The organism is Brevibacterium sp. Mu109, from assembly GCF_900169375.1.
Lineage (GTDB): Bacteria > Actinomycetota > Actinomycetes > Actinomycetales > Brevibacteriaceae > Brevibacterium > Brevibacterium yomogidense_A.
In genome coordinates this window covers 21,632-42,780 of sequence record NZ_FXZF01000012.1, presented here as the reverse complement: position 1 = coordinate 42,780, position 21,149 = coordinate 21,632, and the positions used below count along the sequence as shown (strand labels likewise).

The following is a 21,149-nucleotide window of genomic DNA, read 5'->3' as shown; positions in this document are numbered from 1 at the left end:
AACACACGCCACCACACGACCCGTCAGCACCACTGACGAGAACCGAGGAGGACATCATGTCCCTGGAAGTCACTGACGCAACCTTCTCCGACGAAGTCCTGAAGGCCGACAAGCCCGTGCTCGTCGATTTCTGGGCACCCTGGTGCGGCCCGTGCCGCATGGTCTCGCCCATCGTCGACGAGCTCGGCGATGAACTGGAGGACCGTCTGAAGGTCGTCAAGGTCAATACCGACGACAACATGCAGACCGCCGGTTCGTACGGCATCACGTCCATACCGGCGCTCTACCTCTTCAAGAACGGCGAAGTCGTCAAGCAGATCATCGGTGCCAGGCCCAAGCCGGCTCTGCTCGAGGAGATCGAGCCGCTCCTCGCCTGATCTCAGGCGCACGCACAGGAGCGAAGCCCTCAGCAAGACATCAGGCGTCCGTTGTAGTATCAACGGGCGCCTGATCGTCCGTTGGAAGATCGTGACCCTGCCGGCCCGCGGATCAGCGCGACCCGCATCCCACCAGAGACGAGTTCGATGACACCCCACAACTCCACCTTCCAGCTCGGAGCGTCCGACACGGTGCTGCTCACCGTGAAGGCACAGCTGTCCCGTCTGGGGTACGACGTGGGCGATTCCTCCAGTGCTGAGTTCGATCACGACCTCGACTCCACCATCAAGCACTTCCAGCAGCGGAGAGGCCTGTTCCCCGACGGGGTCCTCGGTCAGCAGACGTTCGAGCAGATCGAGCTTGCTCGTCACCAGCTGGGCGACCGCATCCTGCGATTCGACCCTGTCCGACCGTTCAGCGGCGATGACGTCGCGGAACTTCAGAGCAAGCTCTCCGATCTGGGTCTCTACGCTTCGCGCATCGATTTCACCTTCGCAGAGACCACGGACGCAGCCGTCCGTGATCTTCAGAAGAACCTCGGTCTGAACGTCGACGGAGTGGCCGGTCCCCGTACCCTCCGCGGGCTCGAAGCGGTGACGCGGGGAAGTGCGTCCGGCAACATCTTCGCCCTGCAGGAGAAGGCCCGACTCCAGTCGTCCGGACCATCATTGTCTGGACGCACATTCGTCATCGATTCCGCCCCCACCCTCCCCATGACCGATGACACGCAGCTCGTCGCGGATCATACGAGCAGCGCATACGACTACTCGATGGATATAGCCCAGCGGATCTCCGGCCGCCTCGCAGCAGTAGGGGCATCACCCTTCGTCCTCGACGCGGACGAACGCGCCGCATCGGATCTCCTGGACTCACGCGCATCCACTCTCATCAGTGTGTCGCAAGACTTCCACACGAATCCCAGTGCGAACGGGGTCGCAACCTTCTATTTCGGTACGGCTACCGGTCAGCCTTCGCCCATCGGCAAGCGCCTGGCGGAGCTGATCCAGCGCGAGATCCTCTCACGTACCGATTTCCTGGACTGCGGCTCCCATGCTCGCTCGTGGAAGTCCCTGCACGAATACACGACGCCCACAGTCCACGTCGTCGTCGGTTACATCACGAACGGTGATGACAGCCAGCGGCTGCACTCAGCACGAGTGCGAGATTCGATTGCAGAATCGGTCGCCGTTGCGCTTCAGCGCCTTTATTTGACGGAAGCAGCCGATCCTGTCACAGGAACGGTCGACCTGGTGGCATTGCGTGAGATGATCGCGCGGAAGTCCGACGAGAGCACCGCCGACTGACGCTCTCCGACGCGAGTAGCACGTACGCCGCTGCAGGCAGCGCCGTTCCACGTAGCACCGTTGCCAGCGTGACACCGGTGACCTGGCGTTTCACGTGAAACTGAGAGCGAGAACCCACAGGTGATACGTTGCGCCGGCACGTACCCTGAGAGCGCGCATCTCCACTGAACCCCATCCGTGCAGGTAGGCATCTGTCGAGGGAGGATGCTGGCGCCCTTCGGAGAACATTCGACCGCCATCCCGCTCGTCTGACCGCATCGACAAGACGCGTCGCCCTCAGAACTGTACCGAGTGAACCGTCGATCCCACTGCCACCCGTCTTCACTCGCAGACCTATCGCGTCCATGAGGCACCCTTGGCACTCCGGACGGATTGCGACTCAGGTCCACGGGCCATCCACCTAGTACTAGATAAAACGTCCCGTTTCCCCGTCCGCCGGATCCGCCGGCGACTCGTACCCAGCACAGCACATGCCACCTCCGCAGGCAGCACGTCGGTTCCACGTGAAACACACCAACCACTGCATGGTGGCCGACGACCGCACACCTATCGGAACACCACTCGGCAGAGTTCACTACCCAACTCCTCGGTTGGCAAACGATCGCACCGCGGCAGGCCGTGACGCTACCGACACGTGGTTGCGAACTACAGCTCATCTGACGCCTTCGCCACGTGCGACGGAACAGAGGTACATTCGCGTCCTTCGTCACTGCGTTCACAGAGCACGGAATGGGAAGAGGCATAGCCCCCACACCGACATGAGCGACAGAACCCATGCATCTCTACGCACGACCCTGGGAAATGGCGCGGAGCACCGCATCGGCAGATCACTGTAGATCGCCGCTTGAGTCCATGTGAAGAACGGTGCGCGTCAGTGATCATCGAGAACAACAACCGCGTTTCACGTGAAACGCAGCGCTCGAATAGATCCGACGACAGCCGACGAATGGATTGATCAGATCCGACGCTCTGTACATTCAGACGCACACCGAGGCGGATTTCAGCGGCGACCGGGGCTAAAAGCCACCGGGATTGAGCATCGGTGCACAATCAATCCTTCGAGAGTTCAGGAATGCGTATCCCTCAGCAGCGCGCCCCGAGCAACTCACCGATCGTGACCATCACGCGCGCGACGCGTGCAGCCCGGCCAGTACTGAGAAGTTGGTGAATCACTGACACGCACACAGACTCATTCTTAACGACGTTTCACGTGAAACAAGAGGGGGAGCTCCTGTCCGGCGCAGAGAATGCCACGGAAACCACGCGCTGAATAGCGCTCAACGTTTCACGTGAAACAGCGAATCGTCGCTGTAAGTGCCGGCGGATTGCCGAGTTTCTGCTCGATACCAGCGTCCGGCTCCTCCACGAGCAGTACGAGTGATCGCTCGCTGGAGTGTATTGCACGGGTCGGTGCCGGAGTCGGTTTCTGGTAACGCGATTCTCGATGGATCCCAACCGTCACCTTCGCGCCAGCCAGGTTTGGAGCCCTACCGATGTGCACCTATATGAGAAAGTACCCATTACGCCCGCCAATTCTGCACGTGTACAGCTCCAACTGTGCGGGTTGCTGGCCAACTCGCCATCACTTCATCACCCAAGACGGCCAGCATCATCATGTTTCACGTGAAACGAGTGACAATTGAGGGAGGGGGTCCTCCACTTGTCACGATAGATGCCGCACTTCGGGTAGGACATGGGGTACCCACGACGAGATACGGCTTGGGTACACCGCTTATCGCCCCGACCCGTTGGACTCACACAGAAGCGGAATTGCTCTCCCACGACGCGCAGTATGTGCAGTCGTTGTCTACATCTGATGCAACATGACGAGAACTTCGGCGACTTCGTCCACCGCCCGTCTACTTCGCGCAAACCGAAACCCGGGCTCGGGAACGGGAACGGCACAATCACTTCACGTGCGATCGGGTGGTCCCTCCGGCCACCTACCGTTGAATTGGCCCGTTTCACGTGAAACCTCACCTCATCACGGGAGCGAAAGCGTCTTCGCTCCCGCTGGGCACGCGTGTGCGCCGCCTGTAGACACAAAAAAGCGCCCAACTCACTGACGGTGAGTTGGGCGCTTACTTGTGAGGACAGCTATTCGTCGTCGGAACCGCCCTCGAGCCCAAGAAGCAACAGGATCCTATTCAGATCCTCGCCATTTGCGAACTCAACCGAAAGCTTTCCCTTGCGCTTGCCCATGACGACGTTCACCCGAGTATCAAGACGATCTCCGAGCGACCGTGCGAGCTCTGCAAGCTCTGGGTCGGGTTCGCGTGTTCCACGTGAAACAGCGGAACGATCGCCACGGTTGAGAAGTATGACGGCTTCCTCGGTGGCCCGTACTGACAGCCCTTCAGCGACTACTCGCTGAGCCAGGACCTCCATGTTGGCGCCATCGTTCAGTCCGAGCAGCGCTCGCGCATGTCCGCTGGAGAGAACACCTGCAGCAACGCGACGCTGAACCATTCCCGGGAGCTTCAAGAGTCGGATCGTATTGGAGATCTGCGGCCGTGAGCGACCGATCCGCTCGGAGAGTTCTTCTTGAGTGCAGTTGAAATCCTCCAACAGCTGCGCGTAGGCCGCTGCTTCTTCAAGAGGGTTCAGATCGACGCGGTGAAGATTCTCCAGGAGCGCATCGCGCAGGAGGTCGTCATTGGACGTCTCCCGAACGATCGCCGGAATCGTGTCCTTACCTGCCTCCTTCGACGCGCGGAAGCGCCGTTCACCCATGATCAGTTCATACTGACCAGGGGCGTCAGTGCGCCGACGGACGACGACCGGCTGAAGGACACCGATCTCGCGGATGCTCGTGATCAGCTCGTCGAGCGCGTCCTCATCGAATACATCGCGAGGCTGACGCGGGTTAGGGCGAATGCGGTCGAGAGAGATCTCACCGAAGGTTGTGCCCGGGACCGGAACCAGGTCGGCTGCATCGTCCTGCTCGTCACCCGTTTCACGTGGAACGTCCGGGGCGGAGGAGTCGGAGAGAGCGACGTCCGCGACCTCTGCGTCACGCTCCTCCGCATCGGCTTCCACTCCCGGCATCTCTTCCGACGCAGAATGTGACCGGACGGTTTCACGTGAAACGTAGACTCCATCAACCGATGTGTCGGTACCGCCGCGGCCATCGTCCGAAGCTTCCGCCGCCGGAGACTCCGGGACATCAGTGCGCTCGTCAGTCGGACGAGAATCGAGCGAAGAGGGGTCGTCGTTCGACTGTACAATCGAATCCGCAATGCGATCACTGTCGTTCTTCGCGGAACCGCGCTCTACCTTCGCACCTGCTGACGCCTTCGACTTCGTTGCCGGCTGCCGGGTGGCCGGCTCTGCAGACGCGGATGTCGACTCATCGGCGGATTTCTGCGAGGAGCTCTTCCCTGATTTCGTCGCCGCGGAGGTGGCCTTGGTCGCCGCCGACTTGCTGGCGGCAGGCTTCTGCGTCGCTCCCTTCGCGGGAGTTCGCTTCGCGGACCCGGTCTTTCGACCCGCCTGTGCACGCCTCATCGACTCCGCCGGATCCGACGGCACCTTCTCGCGCTCCGTCTCCTGCGATTCGGTCTGAGCGTCCGGATCGGCCCGCTCGCTGCGCGGGAAGAACACATCCGATGGGCGACCGGTCTCCTGACTGGGGATGAGCGATCCCAGTCCCCGTCCAAGTCCGCGACGCTTCTCAGCCATTCTTGATTCCTCTCAATGAGATCTCCTCAGCCGCCTCACGGTAGGACAGCGCACCCGAAGAGCTGGGTTCGTACGAGATGACGGTTCTGCCGTAGCTCGGGGCCTCGGAGATGCGCACGGACCGTGGAATGACAGTGCGCAGAACCTGATCCTCGAAATGTGTGCGGACCTCTTCAGCGACCTGGGCACTGAGGCGCGTACGTCCGTCGTACATCGTCAGAAGCACTGTGGAGATCCACAGCTCGGGGTTCAGGTGCTGCTGGATCATCTGGATGCTCTTCAACAGCTGGCTCACGCCCTCCAACGCGTAGTACTCGCACTGGATGGGGATGAAGACCTCCCGAGCAGCGACGAAGGCGTTCACTGTGAGGAGGCCCAGGCTGGGCGGGCAGTCGATGAGGACATAGTCGACGCGCTGGCCGGCTTCATCCTGCTCCTCCAGGTACTTCGTCAGTGCGCGGTGCAGCCGCATTTCGCGTGCCACCTTCGACACCAGGTCGATCTCAGCACCTGCCAGATCGATGGTGGCCGGCACGCACTTCAGCGTCTCGAACTCCGGAGACTGGGCGACGACCTCGGAGATGTCGTAGTCGTCGATGAGGACTTCATAGATCCCATCCACACCGGTCGAGTGGTCGATGCTCAGAGCGGTGCTCGCGTTGCCCTGCGGGTCGATATCGACCACCAGAACCTCAAGACCATGGGACGCCAGAGCAGCTGCGACGTTGACGGTCGTCGTCGTCTTCCCCACACCGCCCTTCTGATTGGCGATGGTGAGGATTCTCGTCTGATCAGGGCTGGGGAAGGTCGTCGACGCAAGTCGCTCCGCACGGCGATGATCGCGTGCGATCTGAGCTCCCAGCGGAGTCGACTCGTCCATAAGAGGCATGTGGATCACTCCGCGTTCGCTAAACCAAGGTACCTCGACATTCTACGTCGGGGCACAGACTTCGGGACTCAGGACGTGCTGATGAGAACCGACTGTCCACCGTCGACGTTCCACGTGAAACGTCTGCGTTCCCGCGGGGCTCTCACTCTATGCCGTCTGCGTTCGGCGAAAGACACCGGCACGTCGCGCGGTCACTGTATAGAACTCACGTTCGAATCAGACAGTGGGTGTTCCACCCCGCATACGATTACTCAGCGGCGACGCAGCTCCACCACTGTTGTGGGCGTCTCGAGTTCTTCCGCGCCCACTGTGTGCACAGTCGGACCCACGAGCTTGCGCTTGCGGATCAGCCGCGCCGCGTTCTCCAGCTCAGAATCGACCGATGCGCCCTTGATCGCCAGGATCCGCCCCTGCGGACCCAGGATCGGCACCGACCATTCGATGAGCGTCGTCATCGCCTTCACCGCACGCGCCGTGACGACAGTGAAGATCTCGTCGTCCACCAGCTCCTCGACGCGTGCGCGCACGATGCGGACATTCTCCAGACCCAGATCGTCGACGACCATGCGAAGCCACTCCACACGGCGTTCCATGATCTCGATGAGGACGATCCGCACATCAGGACGAGCGAGCGCCCACGGGATCCCCGGGAGACCGGCACCGGATCCGATGTCGCCGACAACGTCGCCGGTCTCCAGCAGGGATGCTGCGGCTCCGCAGTTGAGGATGTGCCGTGACCACACGCGGGGGAGCTCACGAGGGCCCAGCAGGCCCCATTCGACCCCCGTGGTCACAAGATGCTGAGCGTAGCGGTCCGCGAGCTCCACGCGGTCCCCGAACAGGGTCTCCGCATAGGCCGGCCTCTGCTCGACTCCCTCATCAATCTCTTCAGACATGCAGCGTCCTTCAGGCGGGGTGGACGACGACATGGCGGTGATCGCCCTCGCCTTCGGACTCTGATCGGAGACCGGCCTTGGCCACGACGTCGTGGACGACCTTCCGCTCGAAGCTGTTCATTGGACGGAGGGAGACCGTCCGTCCTTCACTCTGCACGGATTCGACCGCTTCCGACGCGACCTTCCGCAGATCGTCCTTGCGGCGGTCCCGGTAGCCGTCGATGTCGAGCATCAGCCAGGACCGCTGCCCTGTCTGCGCCTGCACCGTGAGGCGAGTGAGCTCCTGCAGGGCAGTCAGCACCTGTCCATCGCGACCCACGAGGACGTCCAGGCCGTCGTCGCCGTCGTCGTTCAGGATCGCGAGCTGAGCGCGCCCGTCCGCGACATCGATGTCGATGTCGCCGTCCAGATCCGTCACGTCGAGCAGCTCCTCGAGGTAGTCCGCGGCGATATCGCCCTCCTCCTCGAGCAGCTCCGTACGGCTGGGGCGCGAGGACGCAGCGTCGGCGCTGTCATCCTTCACCGCGGTGCCATCGGACGGCTCCGCGGTGCTCGCCGTGCTTCCCTCCGCCGTGCTCTCTGCCGTGCCCTGCGCGGTGGTCTCCGCGCTGTTCCGCGCCGCATCAGCCGCAGTCGAGTCCTGCGCCGAGTCGACGACCTCCGCCTGCTCTGCGGTCGTGCCGTTGTCAGTCGTCGGGGATCCAGTGGTTTCCGTCGAGTCACTCATCGTCGTTCCTCCATGTCGTATCGGATCGCCCGTGCGCGACCCGGTCACACTCATATCTAACGCTTCTTGCGCTTCTTCTTCTTGCGCTTCGCGCTGACAGGTTGCGGACGCTGACCACTGGTCTTCGCCTGAGGCTTGTCCTCAGCCTCGGCTTCATCCTTCAGGGCGATGGGTTCGGCACCGGGAAGCGGGGACTTGCCCTTGCGTGCACGACGCTCCATCAGGTCGCGCTCAGCCTGTGAGCCCGGCGCGGGCATGCTCCGGATGACGAACATCTGCTGGAACATCGTCCAGGTGTTCGACACGAGCCAGTAGATGAGGACGCCCAGCGGGAAGTAGATGCCGCCGATGCCGAAGACCACGGGCATCAGGTAGAGCATCATCTTCTGCTGCTGCATGAACGGGTTGTCCATGGCCGCGTCGGACATGTTCTTCGTCATCATCTGGCGCTGGGTCCAGAACTGGGTGCCCGCCATGATGACGATGAGGACAGCGGTGACGGCCTTGACCCACCAGTCACCGGTGAGGAAGGAGGAGGACAGCGGGATGCCGAGGACGATCGCCTGGTCCATCTGCTCCGCAAGATCCCGCGTCATGCCGCCGACCGGGTCGATCTCCCCGGTCGCGATCTGCGGGACGTTGTTGATGACGCGGAACAGGCTCAGGAAGATCGGCATCTGCACGAGCAGCGGAAGGCACGATGCGAACGGACTGGTCCCGTGCTTCTTGAACATCGCCTGCTGCTCTTCGACCATCGCCTGTCGAGAGAACTGGTCCTTCTTGCCCTTGTACTTCTTCTGGAGGCGCTGCAGCTCCGGCTGGATCATCTGCATCTTGCGCTGCGACTTGATCTGGCGCACGAAGAGGGGAACCAGCGCACCGCGGACCACCAGGGTGAGCCCGGCGATCGACAGGACCCACGTGAGACCACTGGCCGGGTCGAGGCTCAGGAACGTCAGCAGCTCATGGAAGAGCGCGAGGATCCATGCGACCACCCATCGCAGGGGGTAGAGCAGCGTATCGAAGAAGCCCATTCACTCTCTCCTCGGCCCTGGCACGATCTTCGCGTCCACGACCCTCATGAAGTCTTTACCGGTTGTACATTCTGCCATTGTTCGCGGGGCCGTCCTGCCCCCAGATCTCCGCGCTGCGGCGCTCGAGCACAGAACCCTTGACGTGATCGACACCACCGCGGGTGAAGGGGTTGCACCGGAGCACTCGCCATGCCGCCATGAACATGCCCGCCACCGCACCCTTCACCTCGAACGCATCTAGAGCGTACTTCGAGCAGCTGGGATAGTAGCGGCACACATCACCATAGAGCGGGGAGATGACCACACGGTACGCGCGCATGAACCAGACGAACGGCATCCGCGGTGCGATCCGCAGCACGTGGCCGAATCGAGCCGCGCGACCCGCTGGCGGGTCGGGCAGAGACGATTCGGTGTCCTCACCGGAGCGCATCTGAGGCTCCGGCCGACTGCTCGGTCCGATCGCCGGCGCCGGATTCCGCACCCGAGATCCCGGTGGTCTCCTCATCCCGCTTCCGCAGCCGCCGGCGGGCGGTGCGCAGCGCGCGATCGAGGGACCGTGTGAGCGCTGCGTAGTCCGCGTCCGAGGCTGCGGGCAGCGCCCGGATCACCAGGAGGTCTCCCGTCCGGAGGTCCTTCAGCTGCCCGGCCGCCCACGCGCGCGCACGGCGCTTCACCCGGTTGCGGACCACCGCGTTCCCCACGGCTTTGGAAACGACGAATCCCACGCGCGGGGCGTGGGATTCGCGTGTGTGGGCCACGTGAGCCAGTACGTGACTGCTGGTCCCCTTCACACCTGTACGGAAGGCAGTGCGGAAGTCGGCCGGAGCACGGAGCCTGTTCTCACGAGGCAGCACGGTGGTGGGGCCTCAACCGGCGTGCGGTCAGGCGGACAGGGCGCGGCGGCCCCGGCGGCGACGCGATGCGAGGATCGCACGGCCGGCGCGGGTGCTCATGCGCTGGCGGAAGCCATGCGTCTTGGCGCGCTTGCGGTTGTTCGGCTGGAAAGTATGCTTGCTCACTTCTCACTCCATCGATCGTCGTCAGACACAGCTGACGTGTGGTTCCACTGAGGCGGGATGCAGGCCGAATCCAGCGCTTTCACGATTCGCTCGGCCGCCCACTCCTGCGTCGAGGGAGGACAGGGAAGTGCGCACACACCGGGGTACAAGCCCGCAACACAGGACACCCCATCCTAGAGGCGCCCTCTCTCGACGGTCAAACCGCGGCCCGTCACGACGCGGATCAGTGACGACGCTCACTCCGATGTGTCCTGACATGGGCCCGATCCGCCCCCACATGGACGTCCGGTGTCGCGCGTCCGACTCCCCGGTGTCATCGAGCCGGCGCCCACATGACGCCGACACGCCGAATGGTGGTCGGAACGGTCGATTCCTCTGCCCACAACCTTGTGCACACGCTGCGTGAACAACGGCGTCCACAAACAACACGCGTGTGATTTCCACATGGTTGTCCACCGATGTGGATGATTCCGGGACTTACGTGGTCGCTATGCACAAACTGTGGAAAACTATGTGGACGTCATTCGGATGCTCTTCCACACCTGTGGGCGACGGGGGCTGGGGAATGACACGCCGGTCATGCACGTCGGAAGGACGAGGGTGAACTCCACACAGAACGATCCGGAGCAGATATGGACGCAGGTCCTCACCAATCTGCTCAACGATCCGACCATCCTCAAGCAGCACAAGGGCTTCCTCACGGGTGCGATGCCCAAGGGCATGATCGGTGACTCGATCTACGTCCTCGCCGTCCCCTCGGAGCTGCACCGCCGCAACCTCGAGACGGACCTGCGCGAACCCCTCACCCGCGAGTTCGGGCGGGTCGTCGGCCACGACGTGAACCTCGCGATCGCAGTCGGCACCGCCTACACCGAGGCGCCGACGGAACCGGTCGCCTCCGTTCCCGCACCGGCACAGCCACAGGCGCCCACGGCACCGCACGACGCGACGGACACGGGGCCCCTCGGTCACGACGCCACCACAGGTACGGCTCCCGCACCGGCTCCCACACCGAACGCAGGCCAGGAGGCCGAGGCTGCGGTCGCCTCGGCGGCCCCACCTCACGCCGACGTACCCAGTCACCCCACCCCCGCGCCGGCACCGGCGCCCGGTGACCGGCAGCAGTGGACCTCGGGCTCGTCCCCAGCGCCCTTCTCGCACACCGGAACCCCCGCTCCCCACGGACCGGACGGCAAGAGCTCCTCGAGTCTGCTCAATCCCAAGTACACGTTCGACGCCTTCGTCGTCGGCGCTTCCAACCGCTTCGCCCATGCAGCGGCGTTCGCGGTCGCGGAGTCTCCGGCCAAGGCGTACAACCCCCTCTTCATCTACGGCGATTCGGGACTGGGTAAGACCCACCTGCTCCACGCGATCGGGCACTACTCGCAGCAGCTCTACCCGGAGATCCGCGTCCGGTACGTGTCCAGCGAGGAGTTCGTCAACGACTTCATCAACACGGTGGGATCGCAGACGACGTCCAACACGCTGCGTCCGGCGTTCCAGCGCCGCTACCGTGAGGTCGACATCCTCATGATCGATGACATCCAGTTCCTCCAGGGCAAGGACGCGACGATCGAGGAGTTCTTCCACACGTTCAACGCTCTGCACAATGAGGAGAAGCAGGTCGTCATCACCGCGGACCAGCCGCCCAAGATGCTGAAGGGCTTCGAGGAGCGTCTGCGGTCCCGCTTCGAGTGGGGTCTGCTCACGGACGTGCAGCCGCCGGACCTCGAGACCCGGTTCGCCATCCTCAGGAACAAGGCGTTCACGGACAAGCTCGACGTGCCGCCGGATGTGCTCGAGTACATCGCCAGCCGCGTGTCGTCGAACATCCGCGAGCTGGAGGGTGCGCTGATCCGCGTCACCGCGTTCGCCAACCTCAACGATCAGGTAATCGACGTCGGCCTCGCGGAGACGGTCCTCAAGGACTTCATCACCCAGGACGACACTCCGGAGATCACCGCGGCGGACATCATGGGCCAGACGGCGTCGTACTTCTCCCTGTCCATCGAGGACCTGCAGAGCGGGAGCCGTTCGCGCACGCTCACCACCGCACGACAGATCGCGATGTACCTGTGCCGCGAACTGACTGATCTGTCGCTGCCGAAGATCGGCCAGGAGTTCGGCGGGCGCGACCACACCACGGTCATGCACGCGAACAAGAAGATCAAGACGCAGATGGCGGAGCGCCGTGCTCTGTACACACAGGTCACCGAACTCACGAATCGCATCAAACAGCAGCATCGACTGTGAAATGAGCAATACACAGTTGTGGACAACGCTGTGGGAAACGCCGCTCAGCACGTGGACCGCACGGGGGACGGATCCGCGTTCGCCTGGTGATGCCTGTGGGTCACAGCGATGTGATTACACAGGCATGCACCGGTGAGGTGCTCACCGTGCACACTCCATCCACCTGCTCACACCGGCTGAGATCCGCCAGCAGGCGGCGATCCGATGGAGTTATCCACAGTTTCCACAGTGCCTACTACTGACTACCTATTCAACTCATTGCGATTCAGGGGGTTCACCGCGCACTGCACCGACTCTGCAAGACCATTCGCTTATCGCACGATAATATCGAGGTGACTGCTGTGCAGATCTGCACAGCAGTGATCGGGGCTATTCGAACGACGTCTCCTCGAACTCGACCGAGCACACGTCCCCGAACACCTCTCCGCGCACGCCAGCCTCGCGTCCTCACCCCAAGCGTGGCTGGTCCTCACCCGCAGCGCTGCTGAAAGCATGCCCGGATGGGGATGTCAACGGACCACGCCGTAGAGCCACCTGACCGCGGTGCGCCCTCCTCTCAGCGTGGGGTAGAGTGCATTCCTGCCCGTCCGCATGTCAGCGGGTCTGGTCGACAGGCTCTCGCCCACCGTCAGAAGTCCTCAGTGCGAACCGCAGGAGTGTCGTGAACGCAGCATCCGAGCAAGTGAAGTTCCGAGTCGAGCGCGATGTGCTCGCAGAGGCGGTCACCTGGACGACCAAGGCTCTGCCTCAGCGTCCTTCCTCCCCGGTCCTCACGGGTGTCCTCATCACGGCTGAAGCGGACGGAACGGTCCGACTCGCCGTCTTCGACTACGAGGTCTCCTCCCGGACGGAGTTCAGTGCAGAGGTCGAGGCACCGGGGACGTTCCTGGTCTCCGGACGACTCCTCGCAGACATCTCGAAGGCGCTGCCCAACCAGGCTGTGACGCTCGAGCTCAACGGCGGCAAGGTCGATCTGACCTGCGGCTCCTCGCGCTTCTCCCTCATGACGATGCCGGTCGACGAGTACCCGTCCCTGCCGGCGATCCCGGAGGCCACCGGCACCGTCGCCGCCTCGGAGTTCCAGCACGCGGTCTCGCAGGTCTCGATCGCCACGTCGAAGGACGACACGGTGCCGATCCTCACGAGCGTGCGGGTGGAGATCGAGGGCGACCGCGTCGCACTGCTCGCAACGGACCGCTACCGACTCGCGGTGCGTGAGTTCACCTGGTCCCCGTCGACTCCGGACATCACGCGCAACGCACTGATCCGCGGCAAGACGCTGGCGGACGCAGCGAAGTCGATGGGCGGAGACATCCGGATCGCCCTGTCGGAGTCCGGGGGCAAGGAGATGCTCGCCTTCGCCGCCAACGGCCGTGAGTCGACGTCGCTGCTCATCGAGGGCGACTACCCGAAGGTCCGCTCGCTGTTCCCCAAGGACGCACCGATCACCGCCGTCGTCGAGACCTCTGCGCTGCGCGAGGCAGTCCGCCGCGTGGCACTGGTCGCCGAGCGCAACACCCCGATCCGCTTCGAGTTCGCCGAGGGCACCGTCACTCTGCGTGCAGGCGCCGGCGATGATGCGCAGGCGTCGGAGTCGCTGCCTGCGACCATGAACGGCGGGGACATCACGACGGGGTTCAACCCCCTCTTCATCTCCGAGGGACTCGCACAGATCGAGCACCCCTTCGTGAGGTTCTCCATGACAGAGCCCAAGAAGTCCGTCGTCATCACGGGGCAGAAGGAGCAGGAGGGCGAGCACGATGATTCGTACCGCTACCTGCTCATGCCGATCATCCGTTTCTGACGCACCCGGTTCGGAGGTGGTCGCTGCGTGTGGGTGAGCAGACTCGCCCTGCGTGACTTCCGGTCCTACGACTCACTCGATCTGGATCTGGACCGCGGGGTCACCACATTCGTCGCTCCCAACGGCTGGGGGAAGACGAACCTGGTCGAGGCGATCGGATATCTGTCCCGCCTGCGCTCCCATCGGGTGCCCCACGACCTGCCGCTGGTGCGTGCAGGTGAGGGGCAGGCGATCGTGTCCGCGAAGGCACATCGCGGCGAGCGGCACGTGACGGCTGAGGTCACGATCCGGGCCAAGGGCGCCAACCGAGCACGCATCAACCGCACCGGAGTCCGCGTGCGGGAGATCCTGGGCCTCGTCCCGTGCGTCGTCTTCGCGCCTGAGGACCTGGGACTCGTGAAGGGCGACCCCGGTGAGCGCCGCGACTGGCTCGATTCCCTGCTCGTCGCCCGCAACCCGCGCTTCGCCGGCGTGCTGTCCGATGCGGAGAAGGCGCTGCGGCAGCGCAACGCCCTGCTCAAGAGCCTCAGGCAGCAGCCGAATCCCGGTCTCGAAGCGACGCTCGACATCTGGGATCGCGCCTTCGCCGAGGCCGCTGCCGCACTCGTGGTCGGTCGCCGCCGGCTGCTGTCGGACCTCGCACCCCACATCGGAGAGCACTTCTCCACTCTGGCCGCCGACGCGAGGGAATCGAGGCGGCTGGCGTCCGCTGAGTACCGGTCGCGGATCGATTACTCGACGATCGACCCGGATGCGGATGACGCCGTCCCGCGCGCGGTCGACGTGATCGTCGAGGCAGTCCTCACCCGGAGGGCGAAGGAGATCGACAGGGGCCTGACGCTCGTCGGTCCCCAGCGCGACGACGTGGAACTGCTCATCGGAGACGTCCCCGCGAAGGGCTACGCGTCCCACGGCGAGAGCTGGTCCCTCGCACTCGCCCTGCAGCTGGCCAGCTGGGACCTGCTCCGCGAGGATTCCCGTGATCCGGACGATCAGCCCGTCCTCGTCCTCGATGACGTGTTCGCGGAACTGGACACCGGGCGACGCTCCCGGCTCGCGAAGATGGTCTCGCAGGCAGAGCAGGTGCTCATCACCGCAGCGGTCGGCTCGGAGATCCCGCAGGAGCTCGTGGGCCGCACCGTCGACCTCACGACCGTGGCGAGCCCCCGATGACGCACCAGAGGACGGGGCAGGGCGGACGGGGCTCCAGCGGCTCGGAACCCAGCGGCTCGATGACCAGCGGACGGGTCCCCGGCGTCCCGATTCCCGATGCGGGAGGCGGCCTCGGCTCCGTCGACCGGACCCGTGCTCCGCTGTCCGGTGCCGCGCTCGACGCACTCGACCGCGTGCGCCGCATGGCGGACATCGAACCGCGCGCAGGTGCAGGATCGTGGCGCAGCTCGAAGCGCTGGCAGGATGGACGGGCAGACGCGGCGGACCGCGGTGCCGGCGGAGTCGCCTACACCGGTTCGGGCCACGATGCCCGGGATCCCCGACCGCTGGCGGGCCTCTTCACGAAGCTCGCGCACAAGCGGGGGTGGGAGACGAGCCTCGACGTCGCGCAGGTCACGAGCAGGTGGTCGGACCTGGTGGGACGGGATATCGCGGCGAACTGCACCGTCGAGCGGTTCGATCCTCCCACCCTCGTCGTCCGCACCTCCTCGACCACCTGGGCGACGCAGCTGAAGATCCTGAAGGACGGACTGCTCGACAAGATCGAGCGCGAGATCGGCCGTCGCGTGGTCGAGGACATCGAGATCCATGGACCCGCTCAGCGTTCCTTCACCCGCGGGAGGAAGAGTGTGCGGGGACGGGGACCGCGGGATACGTGGGGCTGATGCGCTCGCGGATGCGGCCCGGGTGTGCTGATCGAGAGGTGACGGTGTGACGGACGGTCTGGAGGGCCTCGGCGTCGGTCTGCTGGACCGGCTCGCCGGCCATGAGCTGTGGGCGATCGTGGCCGCAGCGGCGGTCATCGCCGGCGTCCTGGTGGTGCCGAGCGGGATCTGGCGGGTCACCGGAGTGTGGGTGACGATGATCCACGAGCTGGGCCATGCGCTCGCGGGCGCACTGCGCGGCCGGACCGGGATGCGCATTCGTGTGAATGCCGATCATTCGGGACTCACGACGTCGACCGGCCGGTCCGATTCCGTCGCCTGGACGAGCTTCTGGGGCTACCCGGCCCCGCCCCTGGTGGGCGCGCTCATGGTGTGTGCGGCGGCCGCCGGCTGGGCGACCGGCGACGCGGTCTGGACGACGGCGGCGGTGGCGGTCCTCCTGGGCGTGTCCGTCGCGGCACTGCTGTTCATGCGCGGGATCATCGCGGTGGGCTCGACCCTGGCGGGCATCGCGGGCACCGCCGCGCTCCTCCTCTGGGCGCCGGCACCGGTCAGCGTGCTCGTGCTCCTCATCGCGGGGCTCTTCGAATGGGCCGGAGGCGTCCGTGCGATCGCGAACCTCAGCCGTCTCCACATCCGTCGCCGGGCCCGCGACTCCGACGCCTCCGTCCTGGGCCGCCTCACCCCGCTGCCCGCGTTCGTCTGGATCGGCATCTTCTGGATCGTCGCGCTGGCGCCGGTCGGTCTGCTGGTCTGGGCGACACGATGAGGGGGTCTCCGCCTATGCTCGGTAACGACGAATCCCCGACGAGGAGCCACATGCGCTTTGCCAACAGCGTCACCGATCTGATCGGCGACACCCCGCTCATCCGCCTCAACCGCGTGACGGAGGGCGTCGGCGCCACCGTCCTCGCGAAGGTCGAGTTCTTCAATCCGGGCGGTTCCGTCAAGGACCGCATCGCGGTGAACATCATCGACGCGGCAGAGGAATCCGGTGCGCTCAGGCCCGGCGGCACGATCGTCGAGCCGACCAGCGGCAATACGGGAGTGGGCCTGGCACTCGTCGCGCAGCAGCGCGGCTATCGGTGCGTCTTCGTGTGCCCGGACAAGGTCTCCGAGGACAAGCGGGCGGTGCTGCGCGCATACGGCGCGGAGGTCGTCGTCGTCCCGTCGAATGTGACACCCGAGGACCCGCAGTCCTACTACTCCGTGTCCGACCGCCTGGCGCGCGAGATCCCCGGCGGCTTCAAGCCCGACCAGTTCTCCAACCAGAACGGACCGCGCAGCCACTACGAATCGACGGGTCCGGAGATCTGGCGGGACACGGAGGGGAAGCTCACCCACTTCATCGTCGGCGCGGGCACGGGCGGCACAGTCAGCGGCACCGGACGGTACCTGAAGGAAGCATCGGACGGGGCGGTGCGCGTCATCGTCGCGGATCCCGACGGCTCGATCTACGCCGGCGGCGAAGCATTCGGCTACGACGTCGAAGGCGTGGGCGAGGACTACATCCCGGACACCTACGACCCCACGATCCCGGACGGCTTCGAGACGGTCACGGACGCGGAGTCCTTCGCGATGACCCGCAGGCTGGCGCGCGAGGAGGGGCTCCTGGTCGGCGGCTCGAGCGGCATGGCCGTCGTCGCGGCCCTGCGCGTCGCGCGGGACCTGCCGGACGACGCGGTGGTCGTGGTGCTGCTGCCGGATTCCGGCCGCGGGTACATGGCCAAGGTCTTCCACGATGACTGGATGGTCGAGCGAGGCCACATGAGCGCAGACGACATCGCGGCGCAGACTGCGAGCAGTGCGGCCGACGCCGCAGAAGGAGGAGCAGCACAGTGACTGAGCAGAACCACGCAGAAGGCGCGCAGAGCGCGGCGAGCATGGGGTTCGACACCCTGGCGATCCGTGCGGGACAGGACCACGATCCGACGACGGGTGCGGTCATCCCGCCGCTCCACGTGTCCTCCACGTACGCCCAGGACGGGATCGGCGGCCTGCGGAACGGATACGAGTACGGGCGCAGTGCCAATCCCACCCGCACCGCGCTGCAGAATCAGCTCGCCGCTCTGGAGGGCGGTCGGTTCGGGCTGTCGTTCGCATCCGGCCTCGCGGCTGAGGATGCGCTGCTGCGCGCGGCGCTCACGCCCGGAGACGCCGTGCTCATGGGCAACGACGTCTACGGCGGCACCCACCGCCTGGTCGACAAGATCCTGGGGCCCTGGGGCATCGACCTGCGGATCGTCGACATGACCGACGCCGAGGCCGTCCGGGCCTCCCTGCAGGCCTCGCCCGCGCAGGTGCTCTGGGTCGAGACCCCGTCCAACCCGCTCATGGGGGTCGCGGACATCGCGGAGCTGGTGCGGATCGGCCACGAGGCCGGTGCGCTGGTGGTCGTCGACAACACCTTCGCCTCCCCGGCGCTGCAGCGCCCGCTGCTGCTGGGCGCCGACGTCGTCGTCCACTCGACGACCAAGTACCTGGGCGGGCACTCCGACGTGGTGGGCGGCGCGATCGTGACGAGCGATGCGGCACTCGCGGAGAAGGTCGAGTTCCAGCAGTTCGCGGCCGGCGCGATCAGCGGTCCCCACGATGCGTTCCTCACGACCCGTGGGCTGAAGACCCTGGCGATCCGGATGGAGCGCCACAGCGCCAATGCCGGCCTCATCGCGGGCTTCCTCGATCGCCACGACACGGTGCGGACCGTCTACTACCCCGGCCTCGAATCGCATCCGGGCCACGCTCTGGCGCGCTCCCAGATGAGCGGCTTCGGCGGCATGGTCTCACTCGCCCTGGCAGACGGGGCCACGGCGCGGAAGTTCGCGGAGTCGCTCCAGCTCTTCACACTGGCGGAGTCGCTGGGTGGCGTCGAATCCCTGGTCAACTACCCGGATGCGATGACGCACGCGTCCGTCCGCGGCACGGAGCTCGCGGTGCCGGAGGAGGTCGTCCGCCTCTCCGTCGGCATCGAGACGGTCGATGACCTCCTCTCCGATCTGGAGCAGGCGCTCGACGCACTCTGAGCAGTTCGACGACGACGCGGTGGGCGGCTCCGGACGGAGCACCCACCGCGTCGTCGTCTTCGGAGGCCGCACGATCGTCTCTGAGGGCCTCAGACCCCCGTCGCTGAGATTCCCCTCGTCTCCCGGTGCGCACATCCGGGAAATCGGCCTTCTATGGCCTTTAGATATGCGCCCAGAGTGCTCTGACAGGCTAGAATCGAACCCAAGTGCCCACTGACAGCAGCGCGCCCGCGCGCCCGCGAACGAGGAGTTCCATGACAGCCGACGAGACACCGCACTACGAAGCTGGTGACATCACCGTTCTCGAAGGCCTCGAGGCGGTGCGCAAGCGACCTGGCATGTACATCGGCTCCACCTCGGAGCGCGGTCTGCACCACCTGGTGCAGGAGGTCGTGGACAACTCCGTCGACGAGGCGATGGCGGGCTACGCCTCCCACATCGAGGTGACGATCCTCGAGGACGGCGGCGTGCGGGTCGTCGATGACGGGCGCGGCATCCCCGTGGCGATGCACCCCACAGAGGGTGTCCCCACACTCCAGGTCGTGCTCACGATCCTCCACGCGGGCGGCAAGTTCGGCGGCGGTGGGTACGCGGTCTCCGGTGGTCTCCACGGTGTGGGCTCCTCCGTGGTCAACGCTCTGTCCATCCGTCTGGACGCGGAGATCCATCGCGAGGGCTCCGTCTGGCGACAGGACTACCGTCGCGGTGTGCCGACGGGTGAGATAGTCGAGGGCGAACCGACGGACCGGACCGGGACGACGATCACGTTCTGGCCGGATGACGAGATCTTCGAGACGACGGACTTCTCGTTCGAGGTGCTGCGCTCACGCTTCCAGCAGATGGCATTCCTCAACAAGGGGATGCGCATCTCGCTCGAGGATCGTCGGGTGGCGGAGGTCGATCCGGATGAGATCCAGATCGACGAGGCCGCGCTGGACGGCGAGGAGATGGCCGACCAGGCCAAGCCGAAGACGATCTCCTACTGCTATGAGCACGGACTGCTGGACTACGTCGAGCACATCAACACGATGAAGCGCTCTGAGAACGTCAACGACGAGATCATCGCCTTCGAGTCGGAGGACACGGAGCAGCAGATCTCGCTCGAAGTCGCGATGCAGTGGACGACGTCCTACTCGGAATCGGTCCACACGTTCGCGAACACGATCTCCACGCATGAGGGCGGCACCCACGAGGAGGGCTTCCGCACCGCGCTCACGTCGCTGGTCAACCAGTACGCGCGCGAACAGAAGATCCTCCGTGAGAAGGACCCGAACCTCACGGGCGACGACATCCGCGAAGGCCTCACCGCGGTCGTCTCGATCAAGCTGGGCGAGCCGCAGTTCGAGGGCCAGACGAAGACGAAGCTCGGCAACTCAGAGGCGAAGACCTTCGTCCAGCGCGTGGTCCGCGACGAGTTCGGCCACTGGATGGAGTCGAATCCGGCGCAGGCGAAGGAGGTCGTGCGGAAGGCGTCGCAGGCTGCGCAGGCGCGACTGGCCGCCCGGAAGGCGCGCGAAGCAACTCGACGCAAGGGCCTCCTGGAGGCCGGGGGGATGCCGGGCAAGCTCAAGGACTGCCAGTCGAGGGACCCCGCGATCTCCGAGGTCTTCATCGTCGAGGGCGACTCCGCCGGCGGCTCCGCCACACAGGGCCGCAACCCGCACACCCAGGCGATCCTGCCGCTGCGCGGCAAGATCCTGAATGTGGAGAAGGCCCGTCTGGACCGAGCCCTGGGCAACGCGGAGATCCAGGCGATGATCACCGCGTTCGGCACGGGCATCGGCGAGGACTTCGAGATCGAGAAGCTCCGCTATCACAAGATCGTCCTCATGGCGGACGCGGACGTCGACGGCCAGCACATCACGACGCTGCTGCTCACGTTCATCTTCCGGTACATGAAGCCGCTGGTGGAGGGCGGGTACGTCTACCTCGCGACACCTCCCCTCTACCGCCTCAAATGGTCGAACGCGTCCCACGAGTACGCGTACACCGATCGTGAGCGCGACGGCCTCCTCACGGCCGGTCGCGCCGCCGGGAAGCGGCTGCCCAAGGAATTGGCCCTCCAGCGCTACAAGGGCCTGGGCGAGATGAACTACCAGGAGCTGTGGGAGACGACGATGAATCCCGACCACCGCCTCCTGAAGCAGGTGAGCCTCGACGACGCCGCGCAGTCGGACGAGATCTTCACCGTCCTCATGGGAGACGACGTCGACTCCCGGCGCCGCTTCATCCAGGAGAACGCGAAGGACGTCCGCTTCCTCGACATCTGAGGCGCACGTTCCCGAGGCCCCGGCCGGGGCCTC

The 21,149-nt window shown here is 65.1% G+C and carries 18 protein-coding genes; 10 read left to right on the top strand and 8 right to left on the bottom strand.

Annotation, left to right across the window (positions count from 1 at the left end; all coding sequences use genetic code 11):
- The first annotated feature begins 56 nt into the window (after window positions 1-56).
- Together trxA and BSP109_RS08910 are read left to right on the top strand one after the other, a co-directional pair.
- A complete protein-coding gene (gene trxA / locus BSP109_RS08915; RefSeq protein WP_087003894.1) occupies window positions 57-377 on the top strand; it encodes a thioredoxin in 321 nt (106 codons plus the stop codon).
- A gap of 147 nt (window positions 378-524) precedes the next feature.
- The gene (locus BSP109_RS08910; RefSeq protein ID WP_101600093.1) at window positions 525-1,682 is read left to right on the top strand and encodes an N-acetylmuramoyl-L-alanine amidase; all 1,158 of its coding nucleotides are present in this window, start codon (window positions 525-527) and stop codon (window positions 1,680-1,682) included.
- Window positions 1,683-3,779: 2,097 nt separating this feature from the next.
- Here BSP109_RS08910 and BSP109_RS17705 read toward each other — a convergent pair.
- The 8 genes from BSP109_RS17705 to rpmH form a co-directional block, all read right to left on the bottom strand.
- Window positions 3,780-5,363, bottom strand: coding sequence for a ParB/RepB/Spo0J family partition protein (locus BSP109_RS17705; protein WP_257944621.1), 1,584 nt, complete (start codon window positions 5,361-5,363; stop codon window positions 3,780-3,782).
- The gene (locus BSP109_RS08900; protein ID WP_087003886.1) at window positions 5,356-6,252 is read right to left on the bottom strand and encodes a ParA family protein; all 897 of its coding nucleotides are present in this window, start codon (window positions 6,250-6,252) and stop codon (window positions 5,356-5,358) included. The genes BSP109_RS17705 and BSP109_RS08900 overlap by 8 nt, the downstream gene beginning before the upstream one ends.
- 251 nt (window positions 6,253-6,503) lie before the next feature.
- Entirely contained in the window at window positions 6,504-7,148 is a 645-nt protein-coding gene (gene rsmG, locus BSP109_RS08895) for a 16S rRNA (guanine(527)-N(7))-methyltransferase RsmG (protein ID WP_180959669.1), read from the bottom strand.
- Window positions 7,149-7,158: 10 nt separating this feature from the next.
- Complete coding sequence (locus BSP109_RS08890; protein ID WP_101600091.1) at window positions 7,159-7,875, bottom strand: R3H domain-containing nucleic acid-binding protein; 717 nt, start codon at window positions 7,873-7,875, stop codon at window positions 7,159-7,161.
- Window positions 7,876-7,931: 56 nt separating this feature from the next.
- The gene (yidC, locus tag BSP109_RS08885) at window positions 7,932-8,909 is read right to left on the bottom strand and encodes a membrane protein insertase YidC (RefSeq protein ID WP_101600090.1); all 978 of its coding nucleotides are present in this window, start codon (window positions 8,907-8,909) and stop codon (window positions 7,932-7,934) included.
- 55 nt (window positions 8,910-8,964) lie between these two features.
- Window positions 8,965-9,339: a membrane protein insertion efficiency factor YidD gene (gene yidD / locus BSP109_RS08880; protein WP_087003874.1), complete on the bottom strand. Its 375-nt coding sequence runs from the start codon at window positions 9,337-9,339 to the stop codon at window positions 8,965-8,967.
- Window positions 9,326-9,763 (bottom strand): ribonuclease P protein component, encoded by a 438-nt coding sequence (gene rnpA / locus BSP109_RS08875; RefSeq protein ID WP_101600089.1) that lies wholly within the window; start codon window positions 9,761-9,763, stop codon window positions 9,326-9,328. Before rnpA ends, yidD begins: the two co-directional genes overlap by 14 nt.
- 27 nt (window positions 9,764-9,790) lie before the next feature.
- The gene (rpmH, locus tag BSP109_RS08870) at window positions 9,791-9,928 is read right to left on the bottom strand and encodes a 50S ribosomal protein L34 (RefSeq protein WP_087003868.1); all 138 of its coding nucleotides are present in this window, start codon (window positions 9,926-9,928) and stop codon (window positions 9,791-9,793) included.
- Between the two features lie 600 nt (window positions 9,929-10,528).
- On the opposite strand from rpmH, the gene dnaA reads away from it, so the two are divergent.
- The 8 genes from dnaA (at window position 10,529) to gyrB (ending at window position 21,116) form a co-directional block, all read left to right on the top strand.
- On the top strand, window positions 10,529-12,181 hold the full coding sequence (gene dnaA / locus BSP109_RS08865) for a chromosomal replication initiator protein DnaA (protein WP_257944620.1): 1,653 nt from the start codon (window positions 10,529-10,531) through the stop codon (window positions 12,179-12,181).
- Window positions 12,182-12,842: 661 nt separating this feature from the next.
- Window positions 12,843-13,985, top strand: coding sequence for a DNA polymerase III subunit beta (gene dnaN, locus BSP109_RS08860; RefSeq protein ID WP_256970154.1), 1,143 nt, complete (start codon window positions 12,843-12,845; stop codon window positions 13,983-13,985).
- A 27-nt stretch (window positions 13,986-14,012) separates the two neighbouring features.
- Window positions 14,013-15,158, top strand: a complete 1,146-nt coding sequence (recF, locus tag BSP109_RS08855; RefSeq protein WP_101600087.1) for a DNA replication/repair protein RecF — start codon at window positions 14,013-14,015, stop codon at window positions 15,156-15,158.
- Complete coding sequence (locus BSP109_RS08850; protein WP_257944619.1) at window positions 15,155-15,823, top strand: DUF721 domain-containing protein; 669 nt, start codon at window positions 15,155-15,157, stop codon at window positions 15,821-15,823. The genes recF and BSP109_RS08850 overlap by 4 nt, the downstream gene beginning before the upstream one ends.
- Before the next feature lie 46 nt (window positions 15,824-15,869).
- Entirely contained in the window at window positions 15,870-16,592 is a 723-nt protein-coding gene (locus BSP109_RS08845) for a M50 family metallopeptidase (protein WP_101600086.1), read from the top strand.
- 50 nt (window positions 16,593-16,642) lie between these two features.
- Window positions 16,643-17,665, top strand: a complete 1,023-nt coding sequence (locus tag BSP109_RS08840) for a pyridoxal-phosphate dependent enzyme (protein WP_087003855.1) — start codon at window positions 16,643-16,645, stop codon at window positions 17,663-17,665.
- Between the two features lie 41 nt (window positions 17,666-17,706).
- Window positions 17,707-18,846 carry a cystathionine gamma-synthase gene (locus BSP109_RS08835; RefSeq protein ID WP_101600144.1) on the top strand — a complete coding sequence of 380 codons (1,140 nt, stop codon included), beginning with the start codon at window positions 17,707-17,709 and terminating at the stop codon, window positions 18,844-18,846.
- Between the two features lie 254 nt (window positions 18,847-19,100).
- Window positions 19,101-21,116 (top strand): DNA topoisomerase (ATP-hydrolyzing) subunit B, encoded by a 2,016-nt coding sequence (gene gyrB, locus BSP109_RS08830; protein ID WP_101600085.1) that lies wholly within the window; start codon window positions 19,101-19,103, stop codon window positions 21,114-21,116.
- Window positions 21,117-21,149 lie beyond the last annotated feature (33 nt).

Coding starts and splice junctions, on each gene's coding strand:
- trxA (WP_087003894.1), top strand. CDS start 57: ATGTCCCTGGAAGTCACTGACGCAACCTTCTCCGACGAAGTCCTGAAG.
- BSP109_RS08910 (WP_101600093.1), top strand. CDS start 525: ATGACACCCCACAACTCCACCTTCCAGCTCGGAGCGTCCGACACGGTG.
- BSP109_RS17705 (WP_257944621.1), bottom strand. CDS start 5,363: ATGGCTGAGAAGCGTCGCGGACTTGGACGGGGACTGGGATCGCTCATC.
- BSP109_RS08900 (WP_087003886.1), bottom strand. CDS start 6,252: ATGCCTCTTATGGACGAGTCGACTCCGCTGGGAGCTCAGATCGCACGC.
- rsmG (WP_180959669.1), bottom strand. CDS start 7,148: ATGTCTGAAGAGATTGATGAGGGAGTCGAGCAGAGGCCGGCCTATGCG.
- BSP109_RS08890 (WP_101600091.1), bottom strand. CDS start 7,875: ATGAGTGACTCGACGGAAACCACTGGATCCCCGACGACTGACAACGGC.
- yidC (WP_101600090.1), bottom strand. CDS start 8,909: ATGGGCTTCTTCGATACGCTGCTCTACCCCCTGCGATGGGTGGTCGCA.
- yidD (WP_087003874.1), bottom strand. CDS start 9,339: ATGCGCTCCGGTGAGGACACCGAATCGTCTCTGCCCGACCCGCCAGCG.
- BSP109_RS08850 (WP_257944619.1), top strand. CDS start 15,155: ATGACGCACCAGAGGACGGGGCAGGGCGGACGGGGCTCCAGCGGCTCG.
- BSP109_RS08840 (WP_087003855.1), top strand. CDS start 16,643: ATGCGCTTTGCCAACAGCGTCACCGATCTGATCGGCGACACCCCGCTC.
- BSP109_RS08835 (WP_101600144.1), top strand. CDS start 17,707: ATGGGGTTCGACACCCTGGCGATCCGTGCGGGACAGGACCACGATCCG.
- gyrB (WP_101600085.1), top strand. CDS start 19,101: ATGACAGCCGACGAGACACCGCACTACGAAGCTGGTGACATCACCGTT.